The 20436-nt window shown below is 66.7% G+C and carries 21 protein-coding genes, 2 tRNA genes and 2 pseudogenes; 17 read left to right on the top strand and 8 right to left on the bottom strand.

Annotation, left to right across the window (positions count from 1 at the left end):
• Window positions 1–56: 56 nt before the first annotated feature.
• The 3 genes from phhA to B9Y97_RS00285 are packed head-to-tail and all read left to right on the top strand — an operon-like array spanning window position 57 to window position 2234.
• Window positions 57–851, top strand: coding sequence for a phenylalanine 4-monooxygenase (gene phhA / locus B9Y97_RS00295; RefSeq protein WP_085524887.1), 795 nt, complete (start codon window positions 57–59; stop codon window positions 849–851).
• Between the two features lie 13 nt (window positions 852–864).
• Window positions 865–1158, top strand: coding sequence for a 4a-hydroxytetrahydrobiopterin dehydratase (locus B9Y97_RS00290; RefSeq protein WP_085524886.1), 294 nt, complete (start codon window positions 865–867; stop codon window positions 1156–1158).
• Complete coding sequence (locus B9Y97_RS00285; protein WP_139828177.1) at window positions 1155–2234, top strand: hypothetical protein; 1080 nt, start codon at window positions 1155–1157, stop codon at window positions 2232–2234. The genes B9Y97_RS00290 and B9Y97_RS00285 overlap by 4 nt, the downstream gene beginning before the upstream one ends.
• A 12-nt stretch (window positions 2235–2246) precedes the next feature.
• Here the strand turns inward: B9Y97_RS00285 and rimK are convergent, their stop codons facing one another.
• Window positions 2247–3659, bottom strand: coding sequence for a 30S ribosomal protein S6--L-glutamate ligase (rimK, locus tag B9Y97_RS00280; RefSeq protein WP_085524884.1), 1413 nt, complete (start codon window positions 3657–3659; stop codon window positions 2247–2249).
• A 164-nt stretch (window positions 3660–3823) separates the two neighbouring features.
• On the opposite strand from rimK, the gene B9Y97_RS00275 reads away from it, so the two are divergent.
• From B9Y97_RS00275 to B9Y97_RS00245, 9 genes and pseudogenes are all read left to right on the top strand, one after another.
• Entirely contained in the window at window positions 3824–4942 is a 1119-nt protein-coding gene (locus B9Y97_RS00275) for a hypothetical protein (RefSeq protein WP_085524883.1), read from the top strand.
• 61 nt (window positions 4943–5003) lie between these two features.
• Window positions 5004–6134, top strand: coding sequence for a tRNA guanosine(34) transglycosylase Tgt (gene tgt, locus B9Y97_RS00270; protein WP_085524882.1), 1131 nt, complete (start codon window positions 5004–5006; stop codon window positions 6132–6134).
• A 245-nt stretch (window positions 6135–6379) separates the two neighbouring features.
• Window positions 6380–8785, top strand: coding sequence for an endopeptidase La (gene lon / locus B9Y97_RS00265; RefSeq protein ID WP_085524881.1), 2406 nt, complete (start codon window positions 6380–6382; stop codon window positions 8783–8785).
• 168 nt (window positions 8786–8953) lie between these two features.
• Window positions 8954–9415 (top strand): HU family DNA-binding protein, encoded by a 462-nt coding sequence (locus tag B9Y97_RS18235; RefSeq protein WP_085524880.1) that lies wholly within the window; start codon window positions 8954–8956, stop codon window positions 9413–9415.
• 20 nt (window positions 9416–9435) lie between these two features.
• Window positions 9436–9510: transfer RNA gene (locus B9Y97_RS00255), tRNA-Val, on the top strand.
• 45 nt (window positions 9511–9555) lie between these two features.
• A pseudogene (locus B9Y97_RS18275) lies at window positions 9556–9645 on the top strand (phosphoglycerate mutase family protein); the annotation flags it as partial.
• A gap of 116 nt (window positions 9646–9761) precedes the next feature.
• Window positions 9762–10010 (top strand): histidine phosphatase family protein, encoded by a 249-nt coding sequence (locus tag B9Y97_RS18270; RefSeq protein WP_254900957.1) that lies wholly within the window; start codon window positions 9762–9764, stop codon window positions 10008–10010.
• Window positions 10007–10150 (top strand): hypothetical protein, encoded by a 144-nt coding sequence (locus B9Y97_RS18050; RefSeq protein WP_176224255.1) that lies wholly within the window; start codon window positions 10007–10009, stop codon window positions 10148–10150. Before B9Y97_RS18270 ends, B9Y97_RS18050 begins: the two co-directional genes overlap by 4 nt.
• A gap of 34 nt (window positions 10151–10184) precedes the next feature.
• Window positions 10185–10260: transfer RNA gene (locus B9Y97_RS00245), tRNA-Val, on the top strand.
• Between the two features lie 74 nt (window positions 10261–10334).
• Here B9Y97_RS00245 and B9Y97_RS00240 read toward each other — a convergent pair.
• Both B9Y97_RS00240 and B9Y97_RS18265 read right to left on the bottom strand, forming a co-directional pair.
• A complete protein-coding gene (locus B9Y97_RS00240; protein WP_254900814.1) occupies window positions 10335–11384 on the bottom strand; it encodes a site-specific integrase in 1050 nt (349 codons plus the stop codon).
• Window positions 11284–11490 (bottom strand): annotated as a pseudogene (locus tag B9Y97_RS18265) (IS21 family transposase); the annotation flags it as partial. The pseudogene B9Y97_RS18265 and the gene B9Y97_RS00240, both read right to left, overlap by 101 nt.
• Between B9Y97_RS18265 and B9Y97_RS18045 the strand changes: the two are divergent.
• The 3 genes from B9Y97_RS18045 (at window position 11411) to B9Y97_RS00225 (ending at window position 12556) form a co-directional block, all read left to right on the top strand.
• Window positions 11411–11713, top strand: a complete 303-nt coding sequence (locus tag B9Y97_RS18045) for a hypothetical protein (RefSeq protein WP_176224254.1) — start codon at window positions 11411–11413, stop codon at window positions 11711–11713. The pseudogene B9Y97_RS18265 and the gene B9Y97_RS18045 overlap by 80 nt on opposite strands.
• A 61-nt stretch (window positions 11714–11774) precedes the next feature.
• Window positions 11775–12272: a DUF21 domain-containing protein gene (locus B9Y97_RS00230; RefSeq protein ID WP_085524878.1), complete on the top strand. Its 498-nt coding sequence runs from the start codon at window positions 11775–11777 to the stop codon at window positions 12270–12272.
• Complete coding sequence (locus B9Y97_RS00225) at window positions 12269–12556, top strand: hypothetical protein (protein ID WP_085524877.1); 288 nt, start codon at window positions 12269–12271, stop codon at window positions 12554–12556. Before B9Y97_RS00230 ends, B9Y97_RS00225 begins: the two co-directional genes overlap by 4 nt.
• Window positions 12557–12607: 51 nt before the next feature.
• Here the strand turns inward: B9Y97_RS00225 and B9Y97_RS00220 are convergent, their stop codons facing one another.
• The 4 genes from B9Y97_RS00220 to B9Y97_RS00205 all read right to left on the bottom strand — a co-directional run bounded on the left by B9Y97_RS00220 (window position 12608) and on the right by B9Y97_RS00205 (window position 16348).
• Entirely contained in the window at window positions 12608–12907 is a 300-nt protein-coding gene (locus B9Y97_RS00220) for a hypothetical protein (protein ID WP_085524876.1), read from the bottom strand.
• A gap of 313 nt (window positions 12908–13220) precedes the next feature.
• On the bottom strand, window positions 13221–14297 hold the full coding sequence (tcuB, locus tag B9Y97_RS00215; RefSeq protein ID WP_085524875.1) for a tricarballylate utilization 4Fe-4S protein TcuB: 1077 nt from the start codon (window positions 14295–14297) through the stop codon (window positions 13221–13223).
• A complete protein-coding gene (tcuA, locus tag B9Y97_RS00210; protein ID WP_085524874.1) occupies window positions 14287–15657 on the bottom strand; it encodes an FAD-dependent tricarballylate dehydrogenase TcuA in 1371 nt (456 codons plus the stop codon). Before tcuA ends, tcuB begins: the two co-directional genes overlap by 11 nt.
• Window positions 15650–16348 carry a GntR family transcriptional regulator gene (locus tag B9Y97_RS00205; protein ID WP_085528016.1) on the bottom strand — a complete coding sequence of 233 codons (699 nt, stop codon included), beginning with the start codon at window positions 16346–16348 and terminating at the stop codon, window positions 15650–15652. The genes tcuA and B9Y97_RS00205 overlap by 8 nt, the downstream gene beginning before the upstream one ends.
• Window positions 16349–16597: 249 nt before the next feature.
• On the opposite strand from B9Y97_RS00205, the gene B9Y97_RS00200 reads away from it, so the two are divergent.
• Window positions 16598–17848: an MFS transporter gene (locus tag B9Y97_RS00200; protein WP_176224253.1), complete on the top strand. Its 1251-nt coding sequence runs from the start codon at window positions 16598–16600 to the stop codon at window positions 17846–17848.
• Window positions 17849–17866: 18 nt separating this feature from the next.
• Here the strand turns inward: B9Y97_RS00200 and B9Y97_RS00195 are convergent, their stop codons facing one another.
• Complete coding sequence (locus B9Y97_RS00195; protein ID WP_217809426.1) at window positions 17867–18691, bottom strand: IclR family transcriptional regulator; 825 nt, start codon at window positions 18689–18691, stop codon at window positions 17867–17869.
• Between the two features lie 243 nt (window positions 18692–18934).
• Between B9Y97_RS00195 and B9Y97_RS00190 the strand changes: the two genes are divergently transcribed.
• A complete protein-coding gene (locus B9Y97_RS00190; protein WP_085528015.1) occupies window positions 18935–20407 on the top strand; it encodes an aldehyde dehydrogenase in 1473 nt (490 codons plus the stop codon).
• Window positions 20408–20436 lie beyond the last annotated feature (29 nt).

Raw genomic sequence — 20436 nt, 5'->3', positions numbered from 1 at the left:
TTTGCCCCCGCATCCGCGATATCCTGCCGACAGACCATGCGAACAGGGAGGACATCATGGCCAAGTCCAGTGCCTACGAGGCCAAACACCCCGATTCCACGGGGCATATTCATTACACCGAGGCGGAAAACGCGGTCTGGCGCGATCTCTATGCGCAGCAGGCCCCGAACGTGGCGCAACACATGGCCCGGCCCTATCTCGACGGGCTGGCCCGGCTCGACCTGCCGCGCGACCGGGTGCCGCAGGCCGGCGAGGTCTCGGCGGTTCTGCGGGCGCGCACCGGCTGGCGGGTGGAGCCGGTGCCGGCGCTGATCCCGTTCGGGCGGTTCTTCTCGCTCCTGGCCGACCGGGCCTTCCCGGCCGCCTCCTTTATCCGCTCGCGCGAGGATTTCGACTACATCCGGGAGCCCGACATCTTCCACGAGATCTTCGGCCATACGCCGCTGCTCACCGACCCGCGATTCGCCGCCTTCACCGAAGCGATCGGGCAGGCGGGGCTGCGTGCGGGCCCGGGGGACTACGCCTGGCTGATCCGGCTCTACTGGTTCACCATCGAGTTCGGCCTGACCCGCGAGGCGGGCGCGCTGAAGGCGCTCGGCTCGGGGCTGGCGTCGAGCCCGACGGAGTTGCCGTGGAGCCTGTCGGATGAGCCAAAGCGTCGTGAATTCGACGTGATCGACATCCTGCGCACGCCGTACCGGATCGACATCCACCAGCCGCTCTACTACGTTCTGGACGATATCGACACGCTGTTCGCCGCAGCCGGGCGCGATCTTCTCGCCGATGTGCGCAAGGCGCAATCGCTGGGATTGTTCGCGCCGCTCTACCCGGAGGCGCGTGCGGCGTCCTGACAGGGAGACCGACATGGCCGAAAAAATCGACGAGGGCGAGGCGACGACGCGGCTCGGCACCTTGCACGAAGACTGGCGGCTGGAGGGCGACAAACTCACCCGCCGCTTCGCCTTCAAGGGGTTCCAGAAGGCCGTGATGCTGGCCAATGCCGCGGCCTTTCTCGGCGACCGCGAGGGCCATCATCCCGATATCGCCTTCGGCTGGGGCTATTGCGAGGTGACCTTCACCACCCATGACGTCGGCGGGCTCAGCGCGGCGGATTTCGACTGCGCCGCCAAGCTCGACGCGATGGTGGCCGGCGCGTGAGGGTGCGGGCGGCGCTGCTTATTTGCATCGTCGTTCTCCTCGCCGGATGTGCCCGCCCCGCGGCGCGCGACCCGGTGCTGCCGGTGGTGTCCAGTTCCGGTGCGCTCGCCCCCTTCGAGGGCGACTGGCCCGCCTTTCTCGACCGCCTCGCGCTGGAACGGGGGCGCGATTACCTCGTGCTCGCCTACCTGCCGCCGGCCAACCGGATCGACATCAGCACGCCCGAGCGCGCCCGGTTCTCGCTTCTGCGCACCATGCTCGACCAACTCGGCGCGATGGAGGCGGGCACCACCATCGGTCATCTGATGGTGGGCTGGCAATGCGACGGGGTGCGCGGGCTGGTGTCGATGACCGGGGAACAGGAGCGACAGGGGCAACGGATGCTGCTGGACGGCTGGGGCCTGACGCCGGTGTTCTCCACCTTCGAAGACGGCGAACTTGTCGCCCTCGATGCCAACCCGCCGCAGCAGCTTCGGGCCTTCGATGCCGGGCGCGGCACGGTGCTGGCGGCGGAGGTGAGCCCGCGCGACTGCCGCGCCGCGCAGGCGCGGGTTGCCGGTTTTGCCAGCCACCCGGCGCAGCCGCAGCGCAACTACTCGCTGTTGCGTGCGCCTGACGATTTCGACGGTGGCGGCTGTTTGTCCTTCGGCCTCGACGTGGCGGCGGCGGGCGGGATGCTGCCGCGCCTGCCGGGGCTGGCCTTGCGCGACAAGCCGCTGCGGGCGGTGCAACTGGGAGCGCGCGATCCGGTGCCGAACGGGGTGCAGGCCTACCGCGCGCCGGGCCATTCGCCGGCCCGGCTGGGCGTGCTCCGTCTGCTCGCGTCGCGCTGGGACGAAGGCCCGGTGCTCGACGTGGTCACGGTGCCCGACGGCGAGGCGATTCTCGCGGCGATGACATGGGCGCGGGTGGGCGTGGCCGCCGGGAACGACTGGCGTTTCCGCCGCATGATGTCGCGCGACGATCCGGTGATTGGCCCCGCGGCAGAATATGGGCTTGGCTGGGCCAGCGCCTACCCGGTGCGGCGCATCGCCGATCCGGGCGGCACCGCGGCGCTGGTGCTGGAACGGGGCTGAACCTGCCCGCGGTCAGCGCGGCTTGCGCTTGCGCACCGGGGTCGGGCGCACCTTGTGTTCGATCTCGTCGTAGATCCGGGCGACGAGGTTCTTGCCCGAGGTGGTCTCGATGCCTTCGAGACCGGGCGAGGAATTGACTTCCAGCACCTTCGGCCCGTCCTCTGCGCGCAGCAGGTCCACCCCGGCGAGGTTGAGCCCGAAGGCGCGTGCCGCCTTCAACGCGGCCTCGCGCTCTTCCTTGGTAATCCGCACCGTCTTGGCGGTGCCGCCCTGGTGCAGGTTGGACCGGAACTCGCCTTCCGCCCCCGAGCGTTTCATCGCCGCCGCCACCTTGTTGCCGATCACCAGGCAGCGGATATCCTCGCCGGCGGCCTCCTTCACGAAATCCTGAACCAGGAAGTTCGCCTTGAGGCCCCGGAAGGCCGAGATCACGCTCTCGGCGGCCTTCTTGGTTTCGGCCAGCACAACGCCCTTGCCTTGCGTGCTCTCCAGCAGTTTCACGATCAGCGGCGCGGTGCCGACGAGGCCGATCAGGTTGCCGGTGTCCTTTGGCGAGGCGGCGAAGGCGGTGTGGGGCATGCCGATACGGGCCTTGGCCATGAGCTGGTGGGCATAGAGCTTGTCGCGGCTGGCGGTGATGCCCGAGGAGCCGTTCACGCAATAGGTGCCGATGGTTTCGAACTGTCGCACCACCGCGGTGCCATAGGGCGTGATCGAAGCGCCGATGCGCGGGATCACCGCGTCATAGCGTGGCAGGCGCTTGCCGTCGTAGTGCACTTCCGGCGCCAGCGCGTTGATCGCCATGTAGCAACGGGCGGTGTCGATCACCTCGACGGTATGGCCGCGCGCCTCGCCTTCCTCGACGAGCCGGCGGGTGGAATAATTGTCTTCGCGCGAAAGCACCGCCACGCGCAGCGCCCGGGCGGGTTGGGCCTCGCGCATCTTGGCGCTGTGGTAGACATCGTAGCTCAGTTGCGGTTGCAGGAAGCGGTCGGTGGCGACGATGGTGATATGGTCGAGCAGGGCCTGCCGCCCGAGCAGCATCCGGCTCGACATCTGCGCCCGGTTGGTCAGCGTGATCTCGATCGGCCAGCGGTGCCCGGCGACCTCCAGCATGGTCTCGATCACGTAGCGGCTTTCGCTCTCGCCGTTCGACGAGGTGATTTCGCGGCGGTCGATGATCGCGGCCGAGCAGGGGATCACCAGATCCTCGCGGCCCGGGATCGGGTGGACGGTAAAGCGCACCTTGGGCCGCGCGGCGGGCCCGAAGGTTTCGATGTCGAAGGCGTGCAGTGCGGAGGTTTTCGCCCCGGTATCGACCTTGGCACAGATCGCTGGCACGCCAAGCTCGGGCAGGGCAAGCCATTCCTCCCAGCCGAATTGCAGCCGCGGGGTGGTTGTCTTCTCGAAATCGCGGTGGCTCATGGCCCTTCCTTTCCGGGCGGATCGAATCGTGCGCCGACAGTCCCGTGGGTCGCACGATGGCCCTGCCACAATCCAGCGGAAATATTGCGCGCGCATGTCGAGTTTCCTTGTGTGCGGCGGGGGAATTGGCGACGATTGCGGCAGGAAATCGGGATCAGGGGACCATGGGAGCGCAGAGCGGTCGTGTGAAACCTTCGGGTGTCGGCTGGCGCAAGGGGCTGAGGCTGCTGGTGCTCGTGACGGCGCTGTTGGGGGGCTGCGCGCTCTATGACCGATACGCCGACGCGCCCCTTGCCGATCCCGACCGGCAAGATGTTCTTGCCCCCTATGAAGCGGCGCAGTGGCCGCGTTACCTCGACAGGCTCGGGCTGCCCCGCGACCGCGACTTCGTGATCATGGCGTTTCTTCCGACCCGCTACCCGCTGGATCTTTCCGACCCGGAGGCGGCGCGCAGATCCTTCCTCAAGGCGGCGTTGAGCCCGGGCATGGACACCAAGATCGGCCATACCATCGTCGGCTGGCAATGCGGGCGCCACCGGGGGATGACCTCGATGAGCGGCGCGAACGGGCCGGAGGCGTTCCGGCTCCTGCGCGAAGGCTGGGGCTTCGTCGCCGCGCTGTCGACCTATACCGATGGCAAGCTCTACCCGGAGGGGGAACACCGGATCGCCAACCTTGAGGCACTCGAGGCCGGCCGCGGGATCGTCACCGCGGTCGAGGTGAGCCGGGATGGCTGCGCGGGGCTTCGGCGGGCCCTCACCGGCTTTCTCACCCATCCAGATGCGCCGGTCGAAAAATTCGGCCTGATGCTGGACCCGGGGCGGTTCGAGGGTGGCGGCTGCATCAGCTTCGGTTTCTACCTTGCCAACGCGGCGGGGGCGATGGGCGAGGTTTCGCCGCATATCCGCCGCGAGGTGCCGCTCCACGCGCCGATGCTCGGACGGGGCGGGGCTGAGTTGCCCACGGTCGTTCATTATCGCCCGCCCGCGGGCTGCTGCGGGCGTCCGGTGACGCTCGACGAGCTGTTGTTCAAGCCCTGGGACGCGGGCCCGGAAGTGGACCGGGTGCGGGTGGAAGACGGCGAACTGGTGATCGCGGCGCTGGTGGCGGCGCGCCAGGGCGTGGCGGCCCTGGATGACTGGCGGTTTGCTCGGGTTCTTGCGCGAAGCGATCCCCCGGTCGCGCGGGCCTGGACCGCGGGTGAGGCGCTCGCCGCGCGCTACCCGGTGCGCTGGATCGCCGATCCGGACGGCGTGCAAGCCCTGGTGTTGGCGCGCGAATGACGCCGCCCCTTGAGGTGTCGGCGAACATGCGCCAATACCGGCGGGTCAGATGAGGACTATCATGCCCGACCGTTTTTCCTTTGCCCTTCACGCAACCGACGGCAAGGCCCGGACCGGGGTGATTTCGACCCCGCGCGGGCAGATTCGCACGCCTGCCTTCATGCCGGTGGGCACGGCGGCCACGGTGAAGGCGATGATGCCCGAGAGCGTTGCGGCCACGGGGGCCGACATCCTGCTCGGCAACACTTACCATTTGATGCTGCGCCCCGGCGCGGAGCGGATCGACCGGCTCGGCGGCTTGCACCGGTTCATGAACTGGTCGGGTCCGATCCTGACCGACTCGGGCGGCTTCCAGGTGATGAGCCTTGCCGAGTTGCGCAAGCTGACCGAGGAGGGGGTGACCTTCCGAAGCCATGTCGACGGCAGCCGCCACAGTCTCACGCCGGAACGGTCGATGGAGATCCAGAAGTTGCTCGGCTCCGACATCGTGATGTGTTTCGACGAATGCCCCGCGCTGCCGGCCGACGAGGCGGTGGTGGCCCGCTCGATGCGGCTTTCGATGCGCTGGGCGGAACGCTCGAAGGCGGCCTTCGGCGACCGGCCGGGGCACGCGCTGTTCGGCATTCAGCAAGGTGGTGTAACGCCTGAACTTCGCGCCGAAAGCGCCGAGAAACTGAAGGAAATCGGCTTTGACGGCTACGCCATCGGCGGGCTGGCGGTGGGCGAGGGGCAGGAGGCCATGTTCGGCGTGCTCGACGTTGCGCCCGACATGCTGCCCGAGGATCGCCCGCGCTACCTGATGGGCGTGGGCAAGCCCGACGATATCGTCGGTGCGGTGAAGCGCGGGGTCGACATGATGGACTGCGTGCTGCCCACGAGATCGGGGCGCACCGGCCAGGCCTGGACCCGGCGCGGGCCGGTGGCGATCAAGAACGCGCGCCACGCCGACGATCCGCGCCCGCTCGACGAGGAATGCGCCTGCCCGGCGTGCCGCAGCTACAGCCGCGCCTACCTGCATCACGTCTTTCGGTCGGGCGAGATCATATCCTCGATGCTGCTGACCTGGCACAACCTGCAGTATTACCAAGACCTGATGGCAGGCATGCGCGCGGCGATCGCGGCAGGGGAATTCGCCACCTTCGAGGCCGAATTTCACGCCCTGCGCGCCGAGGGGGATATCGAGCGGTTGTGATCGGTGCCGCTTGCCGGGGGATCCTGAAATCCCGTGCCCATGTCCCCCTGTGACCATCTCCAATTCGAAGCGGTTTCGCCTGCCGGCGCCCTTGCCGGGGCGCGCGCGGGCGGGCAGTATGGAACAAACCACCGGCGCGGTTGAAACCGGCGGGGCTACGCCCCACCTTATCAGCCAGCGAACAGGAGGCGGGCCTCGTTGCCGATACGCGGGGCGGGTTCGTCTGCCGAACACAAGGAAAAAAAATGACCGAGCAACTCAACCAATCCCACCCGGTCCTGCCGCTGCGCGATATCGTGGTGTTTCCGCACATGATCGTGCCGCTCTTCGTTGGCCGCGAAAAGAGCGTGAAGGCGCTTGAAGCGGTGATGGGCGAAGACCGGCAGATCCTTCTCGCCAGCCAGATCGATCCCTCGCTCGACGAGCCGGGCACCGATGCGATCTACCGCGTCGGCGTGCTGGCCAACGTGCTGCAGTTGCTCAAGCTGCCAGATGGCACGGTGAAGGTGCTGGTCGAGGGCCAGGCGCGGGTGAAGATCACCCGGTATATCGAGAACGAGGCATTCTTCGAGGCCGAGGCCGAGCGGCTGGAGGAAACCACCGGTGACGAGGCGACGGTCGAGGCACTGACGCGGTCGGTGCATGAAGAGTTCGACCGCTATGCCAAGGTCAAGAAGAACATCCCCGAGGAGGCACTTGCCGCGGTTTCGGAAACCGTCGAGCCCGCCAAGCTGGCCGATCTGGTGGCCGGTCATCTCGGTGTCGAGGTGGCGCAGAAGCAGGAGCTTCTGGAAATGCTCGCGCTCGATCAGCGGCTGGAAAAGATCTATGGCTTGATGCAGGGCGAAATGAGCGTTCTGCAGGTCGAGAAGAAGATCAAGACGCGGGTCAAGAGCCAGATGGAGCGGACCCAGCGCGAATATTATCTCAACGAACAGATGAAGGCGATCCAGCGCGAGCTTGGCGAGGATGGCGAGGGCCAGAACGAAGTTGCCGAGCTGGAAGAGCGCATCGCCAAGACCAAGCTCTCGAAGGAGGCGCGCGACAAGGCCGATGGCGAGATCAAGAAGCTCAAGAACATGAGCCCGATGAGCGCCGAGGCCACCGTGGTGCGCAATTATCTCGACTGGATGCTGAGCATTCCGTGGGGCGTCAAATCGCGCGTGAAGAAGAACCTCGGCAACGCCGAAAAGGTGCTCGACGCCGACCACTACGGGCTTGAGAAGGTCAAGGAGCGGATCGTCGAATACCTCGCGGTGCAGCAGCGGTCGCGCAAGCTGAAAGGCCCGATCCTCTGCCTCGTCGGCCCGCCCGGCGTGGGCAAGACCTCGCTGGGCAAGTCGGTCGCGCGGGCGACCGGGCGCGAGTTCATCCGGATCTCGCTTGGCGGGGTGCGTGACGAGTCCGAGATCCGCGGCCACCGGCGCACCTACATCGGCTCGATGCCGGGCAAGATCATCCAGGCGCTGAAGAAGGCGAAAACCACCAACCCGCTGATATTGCTCGATGAAATCGACAAGATGGGGCATGATTTCCGGGGCGATCCGGCCAGCGCGATGCTCGAGGTGCTCGATCCCGAACAAAACGGCACCTTCGTCGATCATTACCTCGAGGTCGAATATGACCTCTCGAACGTGATGTTCCTGACCACGGCCAACAGCTACAACATGCCGTCGCCGTTGCTTGACCGGATGGAGATCATCCCGCTCGCGGGCTACACCGAGGACGAGAAGCGCGAGATTGCCCGCCAGCACCTGATCGACAAGCAGATCAGGAACCACGGGCTCAGGAAGGGCGAGTTCGTCATGACCGACGCAGCCCTCACCGACATCATCCGCTACTACACCCGCGAAGCCGGGGTGCGGAACCTCGAGCGCGATATCGCCAAATGCGCCCGCAAGGCGGTGACGCTGATCGTGCGCGGCGATGTGAAATCGGTCGAGGTCACGCCCGACAACCTCGAAGACTTCCTCGGGGTGCGCAAGTTCCGCTACGGGCTGGCCGAGCAGGAAGACCAGATCGGCGTTGTCACCGGGCTGGCCTGGACCAGCGTCGGCGGCGATCTGCTGTCGATCGAGGCGCTGCGCCTGCCGGGCAAGGGCCGGATGAAGACCACCGGCAAGCTCGGCGACGTGATGAAGGAAAGCATCGACGCCGCCAGTTCCTTCGTGCGCTCGATTGCGCCCGCGATCGGGGTGAAGCCGCCGAAGTTCGAGAAATGGGATATCCACGTTCACGTGCCCGAGGGCGCCACGCCCAAGGACGGGCCGAGTGCCGGTGTCGCCATGGTCACCTCCATCGTCTCGGTGCTGACGCAGATCCCGGTGCGCAAGGATATCGCAATGACCGGCGAAGTGACCCTGCGCGGTCACGTCCTGCCGATCGGGGGGCTCAAGGAGAAGCTGCTTGCGGCGCTGCGCGGCGGGATCAAGACGGTGCTGATCCCGGCGGAAAACGAAAAGGATCTCGCCGAGATCCCCGACAACGTCAAGCAGGGGCTCGAGATCATCCCGGTCGCGCATGTGCGCGACGTGCTGGCCCGCGCCCTGGTGCGAACCCCCGAGCCGGTGGAGTGGGACGAGGCCGCCGAAGAGGCCGCCGCGGCGGCGCTCAAGGGCGAGAGCGAAAAGCCGGGGCAGGTCGCGCACTGACGCGAAACCGGCCTTGCCGGCACCAACAAGGCGCGCCCCCGCGAGGGCGCGCCTGCTTTTTTGCAACGATGCCGCACCTCGGTTGCAGGGCTGGATTCATTGCACTTTTTCGGCTACTGTCGCCGTTGGAGAAACATTTCCACAAACAAAGTGCATTGAGGCGGTATCATGACAACAAAGAAGCCGACGGCTGCCAGAGCTTCCGTCCGCGCCACCACGGCGACAGCGAAAAAGACAACCACCGCGAAAAAGCCAGCCACGGCGACGCCGGGCGCATCCGCGCCGGTGGCTGCGCCGAAAGCTGTTGCCGACACCGCGCCAATCGGCGCGCCAGAGCGTGACGCGGCCCCCGTGGCGCTTTCGCTGATGACCAAGAAGGCGCTGTTCGAACGGGTCAGGAAACGCGCTGCCGGGGTCAAGGGCAGCGATGCGCGGATTGTCATGGACGCGGTGCTGGAAGAACTCGGCGCGGCGATCACCCAAGGCGAGGGCGTCAAGATCCAGCCCTTCGGCACGCTCAAGGTGCAACGCCGGAAAACCCTTCCCGACGGCGATCTGGTGGTCTGCAAACTGCGCCGCAAAAAGCCCGCGCCCACCGGCAAAGACCCTCTTGCAGAGGCAGCGGAGTAGGGCTAAAAGCCCCGGGCGTCGGGTGATTAGCTCAGTGGTAGAGCGCTTCGTTCACATCGAAGATGTCGGGGGTTCAAATCCCTCATCACCCACCATTTTAACCGCGCTGGTCCTGTCCGGCGCGTTTTCATTTTCGGCCGATGCCTTACCCCGAACTCTGGATCCTGCGCCACGGTGAGACCGTGTGGAACGCCGAAGGCCGCAAGCAGGGCGGGCGCGACAGCCCGCTGACCGCGCGTGGTCGCCGGCAGGCCGCCGACCAGAACACGATCCTGCGGGCCGGTGCCTTGCGCCGGGGACCAGCTTCCAGGTTTCCCCGCAAGGCCGGGCCCGCACCACCGCCGCGATCGCGCTCGACGGCATCGCCACGCCGGTGGTGGACGACCGCACGCCGGTGGTGGACGACCGGCTGCGCGAGATCGGGCTTGGCGATTTCGAAGGCAGGACCGACGCCGAGCTGTGGGCCGGTTGGCCGCACGTCATGGCGCGCAAAGGGCCGCTGCCCTGGCACTTTCATGCCCCCGGCGGAGAGACCTGGGAGGCCTTCAACGCGCGCATTGCCGGCTGGCTTGCCGACCAGCGCGCCCGACGGTGATCGTCGCGCATGGCATGGTGTCGGCGGTGCTGCGCGGGCAGGTGCTCGGCCTCGATATCGCGGGGGTTTCGCGCCTGCCGGGCGGGCAGGGCATCGTCTGGCACATCCGCGACGGGGTGATGACCCGGCTGGAGGCTTGATCTCGTGCGGGGCCGGGGGTAACACCGCGTCCACGGGTGATTAGCTCAGTTGGTAGAGCGCTTCGTTTACACCGAAGATGTCGGGGGTTCGAGTCCCTCATCACCCACCACGTCACCCCTTGTTTCACGTTGACCTATTCTTTCAGGACCGCCAGTTTGCGAAGTGGTCCCCGGTTCGTTGAACCTACGAGACTCCGCTGATCCTCAAAAAATCAAGGATATCCGCGGCCTCCGTCAGGTGTTCGGGCGCATAGGGCGCGTGGGTCTGATAGGTGATCGCGGCATTCGAATGCCCGAGATATTGGGCAACCTTCTCGATCGGAACACTGTTCGAGTCCAGATGCACCGCTGCCCTATGGCGCAGCGTGTGAATGGTGACATCCGACAGGCCGGCGCGCTGAACCGCGTTGTCGAAGCCCTTGCGGGTCGAACCGACCTTCTTCCCCGAATACCCCACAACGTAGTCGCTCAGCACTGCCTCCTTGGCCGTGGCGAGGGACGCCCTCAATCCGCCGTTCATCGGCACGATCGACCGGCCCTTGCGGGTCGCCGCGCTCGGCTTGCGCAGGTTGATCACACCGCGCTCGAAGTCGATCCGGTCCCACGTGAGCTCGAGCACGGCACCAACGCGGCCCGCAGTGCCAAGAAGTAGCTGGAGCGCCAACTTGAAGTGCGGCGCGCTGGCGGCCCCGAGCAGGCGGTGGATCTCGTCCACGGTCAGGTATCGCTCGCGCGGCGTCGGCGCCTGCGATGATGGGGCCGCGATCTGCACCAGATTGTTGGACTCGATCACCTTGCCGTGGTTCCTGGGCCACTTTCGAGCGGCGTTGGAATTCCCGCCGCGCGCCTTGATCCCGAGATAGCCGCACAGCACCGGCCACGACATCCTGATCGGCGGGTCGGTATCGAGCACCTCGATCATGCGCCGGGCGGCGCTCGGCACGCCCTTGGCGGGTTCCTTGCGCGTCTCGGGCGGCGCAGCGGCGGGCAGCGGCTTGCGAGTTTCCGGCTTGGCGGTGGGCTGGATCAGGCCGGCCTCGATGCTGTCTATCGCATCTCGGACCTGGCGCAGCATCGCGGTCTGAACGTCCATCCCGCCCAGCCGATAGCCGTCTTCCCGGTCGCGCTGGTATCCTCGCGATCGTGTAGCCGCCGGTGAACCCGTGCTCGTCGCGCAGCCGCGCGACCCCCCGCTTCGCCCTGTGGCGCTGCTTGCGATGAACCTCCCGATCACCTTCCAGCCAGCCGTCAATTTTCCCGGTGAAATTCAGCTTCGGCCGCTTCACTGGGGCCGCCGGCCGATATCCGGGCGGAACCGGGAACGCCATCATCCTGGCCACGCTGTCGCGCGAGATGTTGAAATGCCGCGCCGCCTCGCGCTGGCTCATCCCCTCGGCACAGGCCAGTCGCACTTTACGGAAAAAGTCCACGGTGAAAATCCTCCCACCCTCCTTGCCACCGGAATGGGTAAAGGTGGACGACTTCTATGCCGCCCGCAGCAGGCTCATCCCGCCGCTAACGTGGCCGACTTTTGCACCGCCGTTCCTGCTCGTGAGATCATGACAGGTAATGTCACCATCAACGTGCCTCTGACCATGCTGGCGGTTTCGGCGATGGCGGCGCGCTGGCCTTCTTCTTTTCCACAGTCGTCATCACCGCGCTGGGCGAGATCGGTCCGCAGGCCTGTTTTTTGCGTAATGCCATGCGGGCGGTCGCGATCTTCGCGCCGGTCCCGTGGATCTACCGCATCTTGCTCTGGCCTATCACAATGCCCACGGCCCTGCTGCTTGACACATGGGTCGGCACCGAAAGCGTGCCCCGGTTCCGTGAACGCGAGTTGCGCAACATCCTGCGCCGCCACGCCGTGCAAGACGACAGCGAGGTGGGGCGCGTGGAAGCGATCGGGGCGATCAATTTCCTCGCGCTCGACGACCTCGTGGTGCAGGATCAGGGCAAACCTCTCGACCCGGGCAGCGTCGTGCAACTGCCCTTCGATGGGGATCGCCCGGTTTTTCCCGCACTCGACCGCGGGCAGGACGATCCCTTATCCACAAACTGGCCGCGCCGCGGAACAAGTGGATCGTTTGGCAGGATGAGCAAGGCGAGCCGCGTCTGTTGGTGAACGTGAGCGCCTTCCTGCGGGATTTCGTGGTTCTCGGGACCGATGTCGCGCCGATCGACTATCGTCATCGCCCGGCGGTGGTCGCCAAACCTACGGAAACGCTCGACGAGGTGCCTGTCATCCTTGCCACGCTGCGCAAGGATCCCGGCCATGACGAAACCGTCATGCTGCTCGGGTCGCCTGGGATGAAGCGGATGATTGCCGGGTCGGATGCCCTGCGAAGCCTGTTGCGCGGGATGGGCGCGCAGGAGGAGGTGGCGACTGCCGATGCGCCAGGTCCCTGAGTACCCGACGCCACCCTGGGACGACCTTCGGGCTGCGATACGGCGCAGGTCTCAAAGAAGCGTCAGGCCCGCCATCAGGATCACGGTCACGATACGTGCCAGATCCGCATGGCGCGGCGGCCCGTCGTAGCGATCGGCCGAACGCCAGACCCCGACGGTTGCGAGGATGTTGTAGGGCACCGAGAGACCGTAGCCGATCAGCACCGCGACCAGCGGCTGGTCCTGGATGATCAGCATCAGGAACAGGAGGGTGGTGACGATGTTGACCAGCAAACCCACCGTGATCGTCCATGTCCAGAAGGCTTCATCGAGGGCAAGGTCGCCGGACCAGAGGGCAATAATTTTTTTCATGTTTCGGAGCCTGCAACAACGGCCATGACGGCGCAATCTCCCTTCGGCGTCACGCTGCAGAAGGACGAACGGCAGCCGGAGCGGTGCAAGCGCCACGATGTACGAAGAAGTCCGAAGGCGAAGGGGTCAGGCTTTCGGGGATCAACACGCTCCAGAACGAGAGACCTTTGTGCGACGCGCACGATCCCTTCGAGGATCGCGTTCAAGCAGAACATCGGCCGGGGAACCCCGGTTTGCGACGGGAATGACCTGATCACGATCCAAGACAGTATTGAGGGGGACCGCGTCGGGGTCGGCCCAGACCGGCCCCCGCCTAGACGCGCCGGGCGAGCAGCGCGGCCATGCGATAGAAGCCGTGCACCATCTTCGTGTAGGGCGTGAGCAGGAAGAAGGTCAGCACCGCGCCCAAGTGAAGCGCCAGAAGCGCGGGAACCGCGCCTGTTCCGCTCGCTGCGTAGAGCGCCAGCCCTGAGGCCGAGACCAGAAACAGCAAGAGCACGAAAGCCATCTCGCCGCCCCAGACGCCGCGCGCGCCGAGTTGCCGCTCGGCCTGCAGGCGCAGCCATGCCAGCGCGGCGGTGCCGAGGCAGAGCAGGATCCCCCCCGGCACGCCCAAAAGTTTCGGCGGACTGAGCAGGCCGTAGGGGGCTTCGAGCCCGAAGCCGTAATGCATCAGCGTTCCCGCCGATGTCGCGCCGAAACACATCACGAAGCCCCAGAGGGTGGCTTGGTGGGCATGGCGGCGGGCCTGGGAATAGCGCTCTTCGCGTTCGAAATTGCAGCCCTGCCCGGCGCCGCCGGACAGGTTGCTCAAACTGGCAACCGAGGCCAGCATCCGCCGCCAGTCCGCCAGTGTCGGGCGGCCGCCACCGATCTCGCGCCAGAAGTCGCGCAGGCCCAGCGCCAGAACCGCCAGCGGCGCCAGGAAGGCGGGCAGGAAGATCGCGACCATCGCGCCGTGCGACAGCCAGGCATAGAAGCCGGTGCCGGATTCGGGACGAAGCGCGGTCAGCGCGCCGATCAGCGCGGCAAAGCCGGCGACAAGGGCGGCCGCCACCGCGAGTCCGTTCCGGTGGAAAACGCGGGCCAGGGCTGCCGGGCGGGCGTGGCGTTCCCAACTGTCCTGCCGCAGATCGGCCAGCACGCCGGGCAAGTTCAAAGCGAATTCATGCGGCGGCGCGTATTGGCAGGCGTAGTGGCAGCCGCGACAATTGTGGCAGATATTGGCGAGCCGGACGGCGTCGCCGCTGCCGACCTCGGGCAGGGCGAACAATTCGGGAAAGACATCGCAATAGCCTTCGCAATAGCGGCAGGCGTTGCAGATCTGAAGCTGGCGCGCGGCTTCGCGATGCAGGTCAGGCGGCGGGACGGGTTTGGTGTCATAGGGCATGGGCCGCGGCCTCCTTGCCCGCGATGCGGCCGAAAACGGTGCCGATGGTCATGCCGAACCCGGCGAGATAGCCCTGGCCAAGGATCGAACCGGCCATGATCTCGCCAGCGGCCCAGACATTCTCCAGCGCGCCCGCGCTGCCTTCGACCCGCGCGCTCTGCGAGACCTTGAGGCCGAGATAGGTGAAGGTCACGCCGGGGCGCAGGACATAGCCGAAATAGGGCGGGGTATCGAGCGGGCGGGCCCAGTTGGTCTTCGGCGGCTCCAGCCCGCTGGTTGCGAGCCCGTCAAGCTCGCCCGGCCGGAACGTGCCGGTGCCGCAGGCGGCGTTGTAGCGGTCGACCGTCCGGCTCAGCGCGTCGCCCGGCAGGCCCATGGCCTGTGCCAGACCTTCGAGCGTGTCGGCCTCGACCGGGGGAAACACCGTCGGCATGAACAGCCCGCGCGCCTTGGAATCGATCACCGCATAGGCGACCTGGTCGGGCTGGGCGGCCACCAGCCGCCCCCAGATCGCATAGCGTTTGGGCCAGACGTCCTCGCCCTCGTCGTAGAACCGCTCGCCGTCTCGGTTGACCACCAGCGCATAGGGCACGCAGTCGAGCCGGGTGACGATGCCGCCATCGAATTTCGGCGCGCGCCCGTCGATCGCGACGCAATGGCACTGGGTCGGGTCGCCGACCGATCGCGCGCCCTGGTCGAGCATGTCGCGCAGCACCACGCCGCGGTTGTAGGGCGTGCCGCGGATCAGGAAATTCGCAGCCGCGGGCCCCCAGGCGCGGGTCAGCCAGTCGAGATCGGCCTGAAAGCCGCCCGAGGCCAGCACCGCGGCGCGGCCCGTGACGCGGCTGCCGTCGGCCAGTTCGAGCCAGCGAAAGCGGCCATCCTCGATGTGCACGTGGGTGACAGGGGTGTCGTAGCGGATCGCGACGCCCAGATCCTCGGCCCGGGCGTAATAGGCGTTGACCAGCGCCTTGCCGCCGCCGAGGAAGAACGCGTTGGTGCGGCCCAGCGACAGCGTGCCGGACAGCGAAGGCTGAAAGATCACGCCCTGGCTTTCCATCCAGGGCAGGCAGGCTTCGCTTTCGCGGATGGCAAGCCGCGCCAGCTCCGGGTCGGTCGCGCCGCCGGTCACGAGCAGCAGGTCGTCGAAATACTCGTCCTCGTCGTAGCTGTCGGACAGCACAGACAACGGCCCCGAATGCATGCAGCGGAAATTGCGGGTGTGGCGCGAATTGCCGCCGCGCATGTGTTTTGGCGCGGCTTCGAGGATGATCACCCGGGCACCGAGTTCGGCGGCCTCGATCGCGGCGCACAGCGCGGCATTGCCGCCGCCGGCGATGACAACATCGTAGTCAGTCATTCTCGATGCCCCAGCCCTCGACATCATCCGTCAGCCCGGTTTCGCGCAACTGGCGCAACCGGCTGCGGTGGGCGGCCTCGATATGCGCGCGCATGGCGGCTTCGGCGGCCGGTTCGTCGCGCCGGTGCAGCGCCGCGAGCAGGGTCGCGTGTTCTGCCGCCGCGGCGGCGATCCGGTCGGGATCGAGCAGCGTCGAGCGTCCGAGCACCAGCGCGGTGCGCCGCAACCCGGTCATGGCCCGCCGCAGGAACCGGTTCTTCGCGGCATTCAGAAGAGTCGCGTGAAACTGCCGGTTCGCCCGGGCGATCAGCACCGGATCGGTTGCGGCGGTCATCTCGTCGTTGATCTCGTCAAGCTCGGCGAGTTCCAGATCCGACGCGGCACGCGCCGCCAGGCGGGCGGCGGTGGATTCGAGAACGACCCGCATCTCGTACAACTCGGTCACCTCCGCGTGGCCGAGCCGGCGCAGGGTGGCACCCTGGCGCGGCTGGTGTTCGACAAGGCCGTCGGCTTCCAGCCTGCGGATGGCCTCGCGCACGGGGGTGCGTGAAATGCCCAGCCGCGCGGCGAGGTCGGTTTCGCGAAGGCGCGCGCCCGGCAGGAAGTTGCCGAGCCGGATCTCGTCGATCAGCCGCTCATAGGCGCTTTGCCAATGCGACTGGTTGCCTTGGTCTTCGGGCTCTTGGGTCATCGGGTGCGGGTGCTCAATCCTCGTGGCTTCTGGCGGGTCGTTCCTGGCAGGTGGCTTGACATTGCATCCATTCGGATACAATCGTATTCACGATACGTCAAGACAGCTTTCCGCTGCGATGGTCGGGCGCAGCGGCAGGCGCCACGCCGGATGCCGGAGGAAATACCATGTGCCCGAGGAGGGTGGTCCCATTGTTCGCCGTGTTGCCCCGCCAAGGCCAAAACGCCGTTTTGCGGCCGGGGTGCGCGCATGTCTGAGACCGATGCGGGCAACAGCGGAGACCGTTGGCGCGATCATCCGACCATCCGGCTTCTGACCCGCGGCTCCTTCGCGCGCTACTCGGCGGCGAATTTCCTGTCGTTGACAGGGTCGTGGGGCCAGCGGATCGCCGCCGGCTGGCTGGTCTGGGAATGGACGGAATCGGGCTTCTGGCTGGGCGTGCTGGCGATGGCCGATCTGGCGCCGGTGGTGGTGATCGGCCCTTTCGCCGGGGTTCTGGCCGACCGCTGGCCCCGGCTGACGGTCAACCGCGTGTTCCAGACGGCGACGGCGATCCTGTCGGCGGTGCTTGCGGTCCTGATCTGGCAGGAGATGATCGGGCTAGGCCTTCTGATCGGGCTGATCGGGTTGAGCGGCATTGTCACGTCGCTGGCCCAGCCGGCGCGGCTGGCGCTGGTGCAGGAACTGGTGCCGCGCGCCGACGTCGGGCCGGCGGTGGCCATCAACTCGATCAAGTCGAACCTGGCCCGGCTGGTCGGGCCGGCGGTGGCGGCGACGATGATCGTTCATCTCGACGTCGCCTGGGTGTTCTTCGGCAATGCCGTCGTGACCGTGGTCTACGTTCTGGTCATGGGCTGGATCACGCTTCTGCCGCGGGAGCACCGCCCGCTTCCGGGCGGGGTTCTGGCCCAGATCGCGGACGGGTTCCGGTTTCTGCTGTCCGAACGGGCTCTGCGCCTGGTGCTGGCAACCAACCTTCTGGGCGGTGTGCTCGTGCGGTCGATGTCGGAACTGCTCCCCGCCTTCGCCGCCCGCAGTTTTGCCGATACCGTGACCGGGCTGGCGCTTCTGACATCGAGCATGGCGGCCGGCGCGGTGCTCGCGGGGTTGACGTTGGGGCGGGGCCGCTCCGACGGGGCGATGATGCGTGGGGCGACAGGCGCATGGGCGGTCGCGGCGTTGGCGGGGCTGGGGTTCGGATGGGTCGTTGCGCCCTGGGCCGCGGTGGCCTTCATTTTTGCGGTCGGGTTGTTCATGGCCCGCGGAATGATCCTGACCCAGACCTTCGTGCAATTGCGCACCCCCGACGAGATGCGTGGCCGGGCCCTGAGCGTGCACGGGCTGATCGCGCGGTCGAGCCCGGCGATCGGCGCGTTGTTCATCGGCGGTGCGGTGGATGTCTTTGGCCTGCCGCTGTCGGTGACGGCAGCGGTTCTGATCTTCATGCTTGCCTTCGCCGCGATGCGGCCTGCGGTTCTGCGTCAGGCCGGGCCGCTCTAGGATACGCCCGGCGCCTGTTCAGACATACCCGAGATCGCTGATCCGATCCTGAATCGCCGCGATTTCCTTGTGCATCGCGTCAATGGTTTCGCGGGCGTGTTCCGGGGTCATGCGGCTTGCGGTGGCGGTGATGCTGAGGGCGCCATAGGGATGGCCGGTGCGCCCGGTGATCGGCAGCGATACCGCCATGACGTCGGACGAGGTGACGGCTTCCTGATAGATATGCCCGTTTTCCCGCATTCGCGCGATTCCGTCGATGACGTTCTGCGCGGTCATGCCGAAATCCGGATAGCGCGGCGCGCATTGTTCGATGATCAGTCGTGCCTCGGTGTCCGGCAGGGCCGAGAGAATGGCGAGGCTGCCTGCGCCGACGCCGAGCGGTCGGCGCTGGCCGACCTCGACGGTGCAGGTGCGGATCGGAAAGCTGCCCTCGCGCCGGGCGACGCAGAGGCTGTCGAGCCCGTTGCGCACACTGAGATAAACGGTGTCGCCCATGCGGCTGGCCAGCGCCGTCATCGCCGGTTCGCAGATCTCGACCGGGTTGAAATGCGGAAAGGCGGTGGTGAACAACTCGAACAGCAGCGGCCCGAGATGATAGCGGCGGCCATTCTCTTCGCGGGCCAGGAATCCGACGCTGTGAAGCGCGGTGACGATGCGGTGGGCCGTGGATTGCTCGAGCCCCGCGAGGCGCGCGATCTCGTTCAGCTTCATGCCGGCGGCGTTATGCGCGGCGACGATCCGCAGAAGCGCGGCGATGCGCACGGTGCCAAGCGCGCCCTGCGGCGCGGCATCGGCGACGTAGCGCTCCCAGCCCGTCCGCGGCGCGCCATTATTTTCTTCCATATTATGGGTATTACTTTCCACCGACTGCGCCATTATGGTACTTCTCACCTAATTATTGAATTTCTCTTGCCGCTTGCGGCGGCATCGGGTAGTTTACGCACAACTTACCTTCCAATATATGGGTCAGGATCGGGTCAATCAACGAGATGCTTTCCGATTTCTACCTATCAACGGGATTTTTTCAGGCAAATGCCGCCCGCCGCCGCCGCGGAACCGGGTGGCGGGTATGGCGAAGGGGGCACCATGACCGAGCGCTTTGATCTGTTCATCAACAACGAAAGGGTGCGGGCGCCGGGGCAGGAGGACTTCCCCGCCGTCAATCCCTATACTCAGGAAACCTGGGCGCGCATCCCGCAGGCCAGCGATGCGCAGGTCGCCGATGCCATCGCCGCCGCCCGGGCGGCCTATGAAGGCGGCTGGCGGCAGACCACCGGATATGAACGCTGCAAGCTGATGCTGCGGCTGGCCGAGATCATGGAGGCCAATGCCGATCGCATGGCCATCATGGAAACCACCGACAACGGCAAGGCGATCCGGGAAACCTCCGGTCAGATGCGCAGCGCGGCGCGGGCCTATCGCTACTTCGCCGGGCTGGCCGACAAGATCCAGGGTGCGACGATCCCGATCGACAGCCGTGAGGCCTTCGATTTCACCCGGCGTGAACCGATGGGGGTCTGCGTGCTGATCACGGCGTGGAACTCGCCGATGGGCCTGCTGTCCAACAAGCTGGCCCCGGCGCTGGCGGCCGGCAATTGCGTGGTGGTCAAACCGTCCGAACATGCCTCGGCCACGACGCTGGAATTCGCGGGCTTCCTGCGCGAGGCGGGTTTCCCGCCGGGGGTTTTCAACGTGGTGACGGGCGATTACCGGGTCGGGCAGGCTTTGCTGCGCTCGGGCCGGGTCGACAGGGTGAGCTTCACCGGCAGCCCCGGCGTCGGCGCGCAGATCGCCGCGGACGCCGGCGCGCGCCTCGTGCCGGTCACGCTGGAGCTTGGCGGCAAGTCGCCCAACATCATTTTCGACGATGCCGATCTGGACCGGGCGGTGCCGGGGGCGCTGGTGGGCATCTTCTCGGCGACCGGGCAGACCTGCATCGCCGGGTCGCGGCTTCTGGTGCAGCGCGACGTCCATGACGAGGTCGTTGCCCGGCTCGCCGAACGGGCCCGGCGGATCCGTCTGGGCGACCCGCTCGACAAGCGCACCCAGATGGGCACCGCGGCGAACGCGCCGCAATTCGAACGGATCATCGCCAGCATCGAGGCCGGGGTGTCGGCCGGTGCCCGGCTGGTAACCGGCGGCAAGGCGGCCACGGGCGACGGGCTGGGGCGCGGTTTCTTCATCGAACCGACGGTCTTCGCTGATGTCCGCAACGATATGGAGCTTGCCCGCGAGGAAATCTTCGGCCCGGTTCTTTCGGTCATTCCCTTCGATACCGAGGAGGAGGCCGTCGCGATCGCGAACGACACCCGCTATGGTCTGGCGTCCGGGGTCTGGACCGAGAACCTGCCACGCGCCCTGCGGATGATCGACGCGATCCATGCCGGCACCGTCTGGGTCAATACCTATCGCATGGCGCAGGCTATGGCGCCTTTCGGCGGCTACCGCGATTCAGGGTTCGGCCGTGAACGCGGGATCGAGGCGCTGGAACAATACCTGCAAACCAAGAACGTGCTGATCGACTATGCCCGCGCCGTGCGCGACCCCTTCGCCGATTGACCCCAAGAAAACCCTGAAGACGAGGCCCG

It is taken from the genome of Maritimibacter sp. HL-12 (assembly GCF_900177545.1).
GTDB lineage: Bacteria > Pseudomonadota > Alphaproteobacteria > Rhodobacterales > Rhodobacteraceae > Sinisalibacter.
Note: the sequence above shows the minus strand (reverse complement) of the source record. Positions and strands in the feature narration are given on the sequence as shown.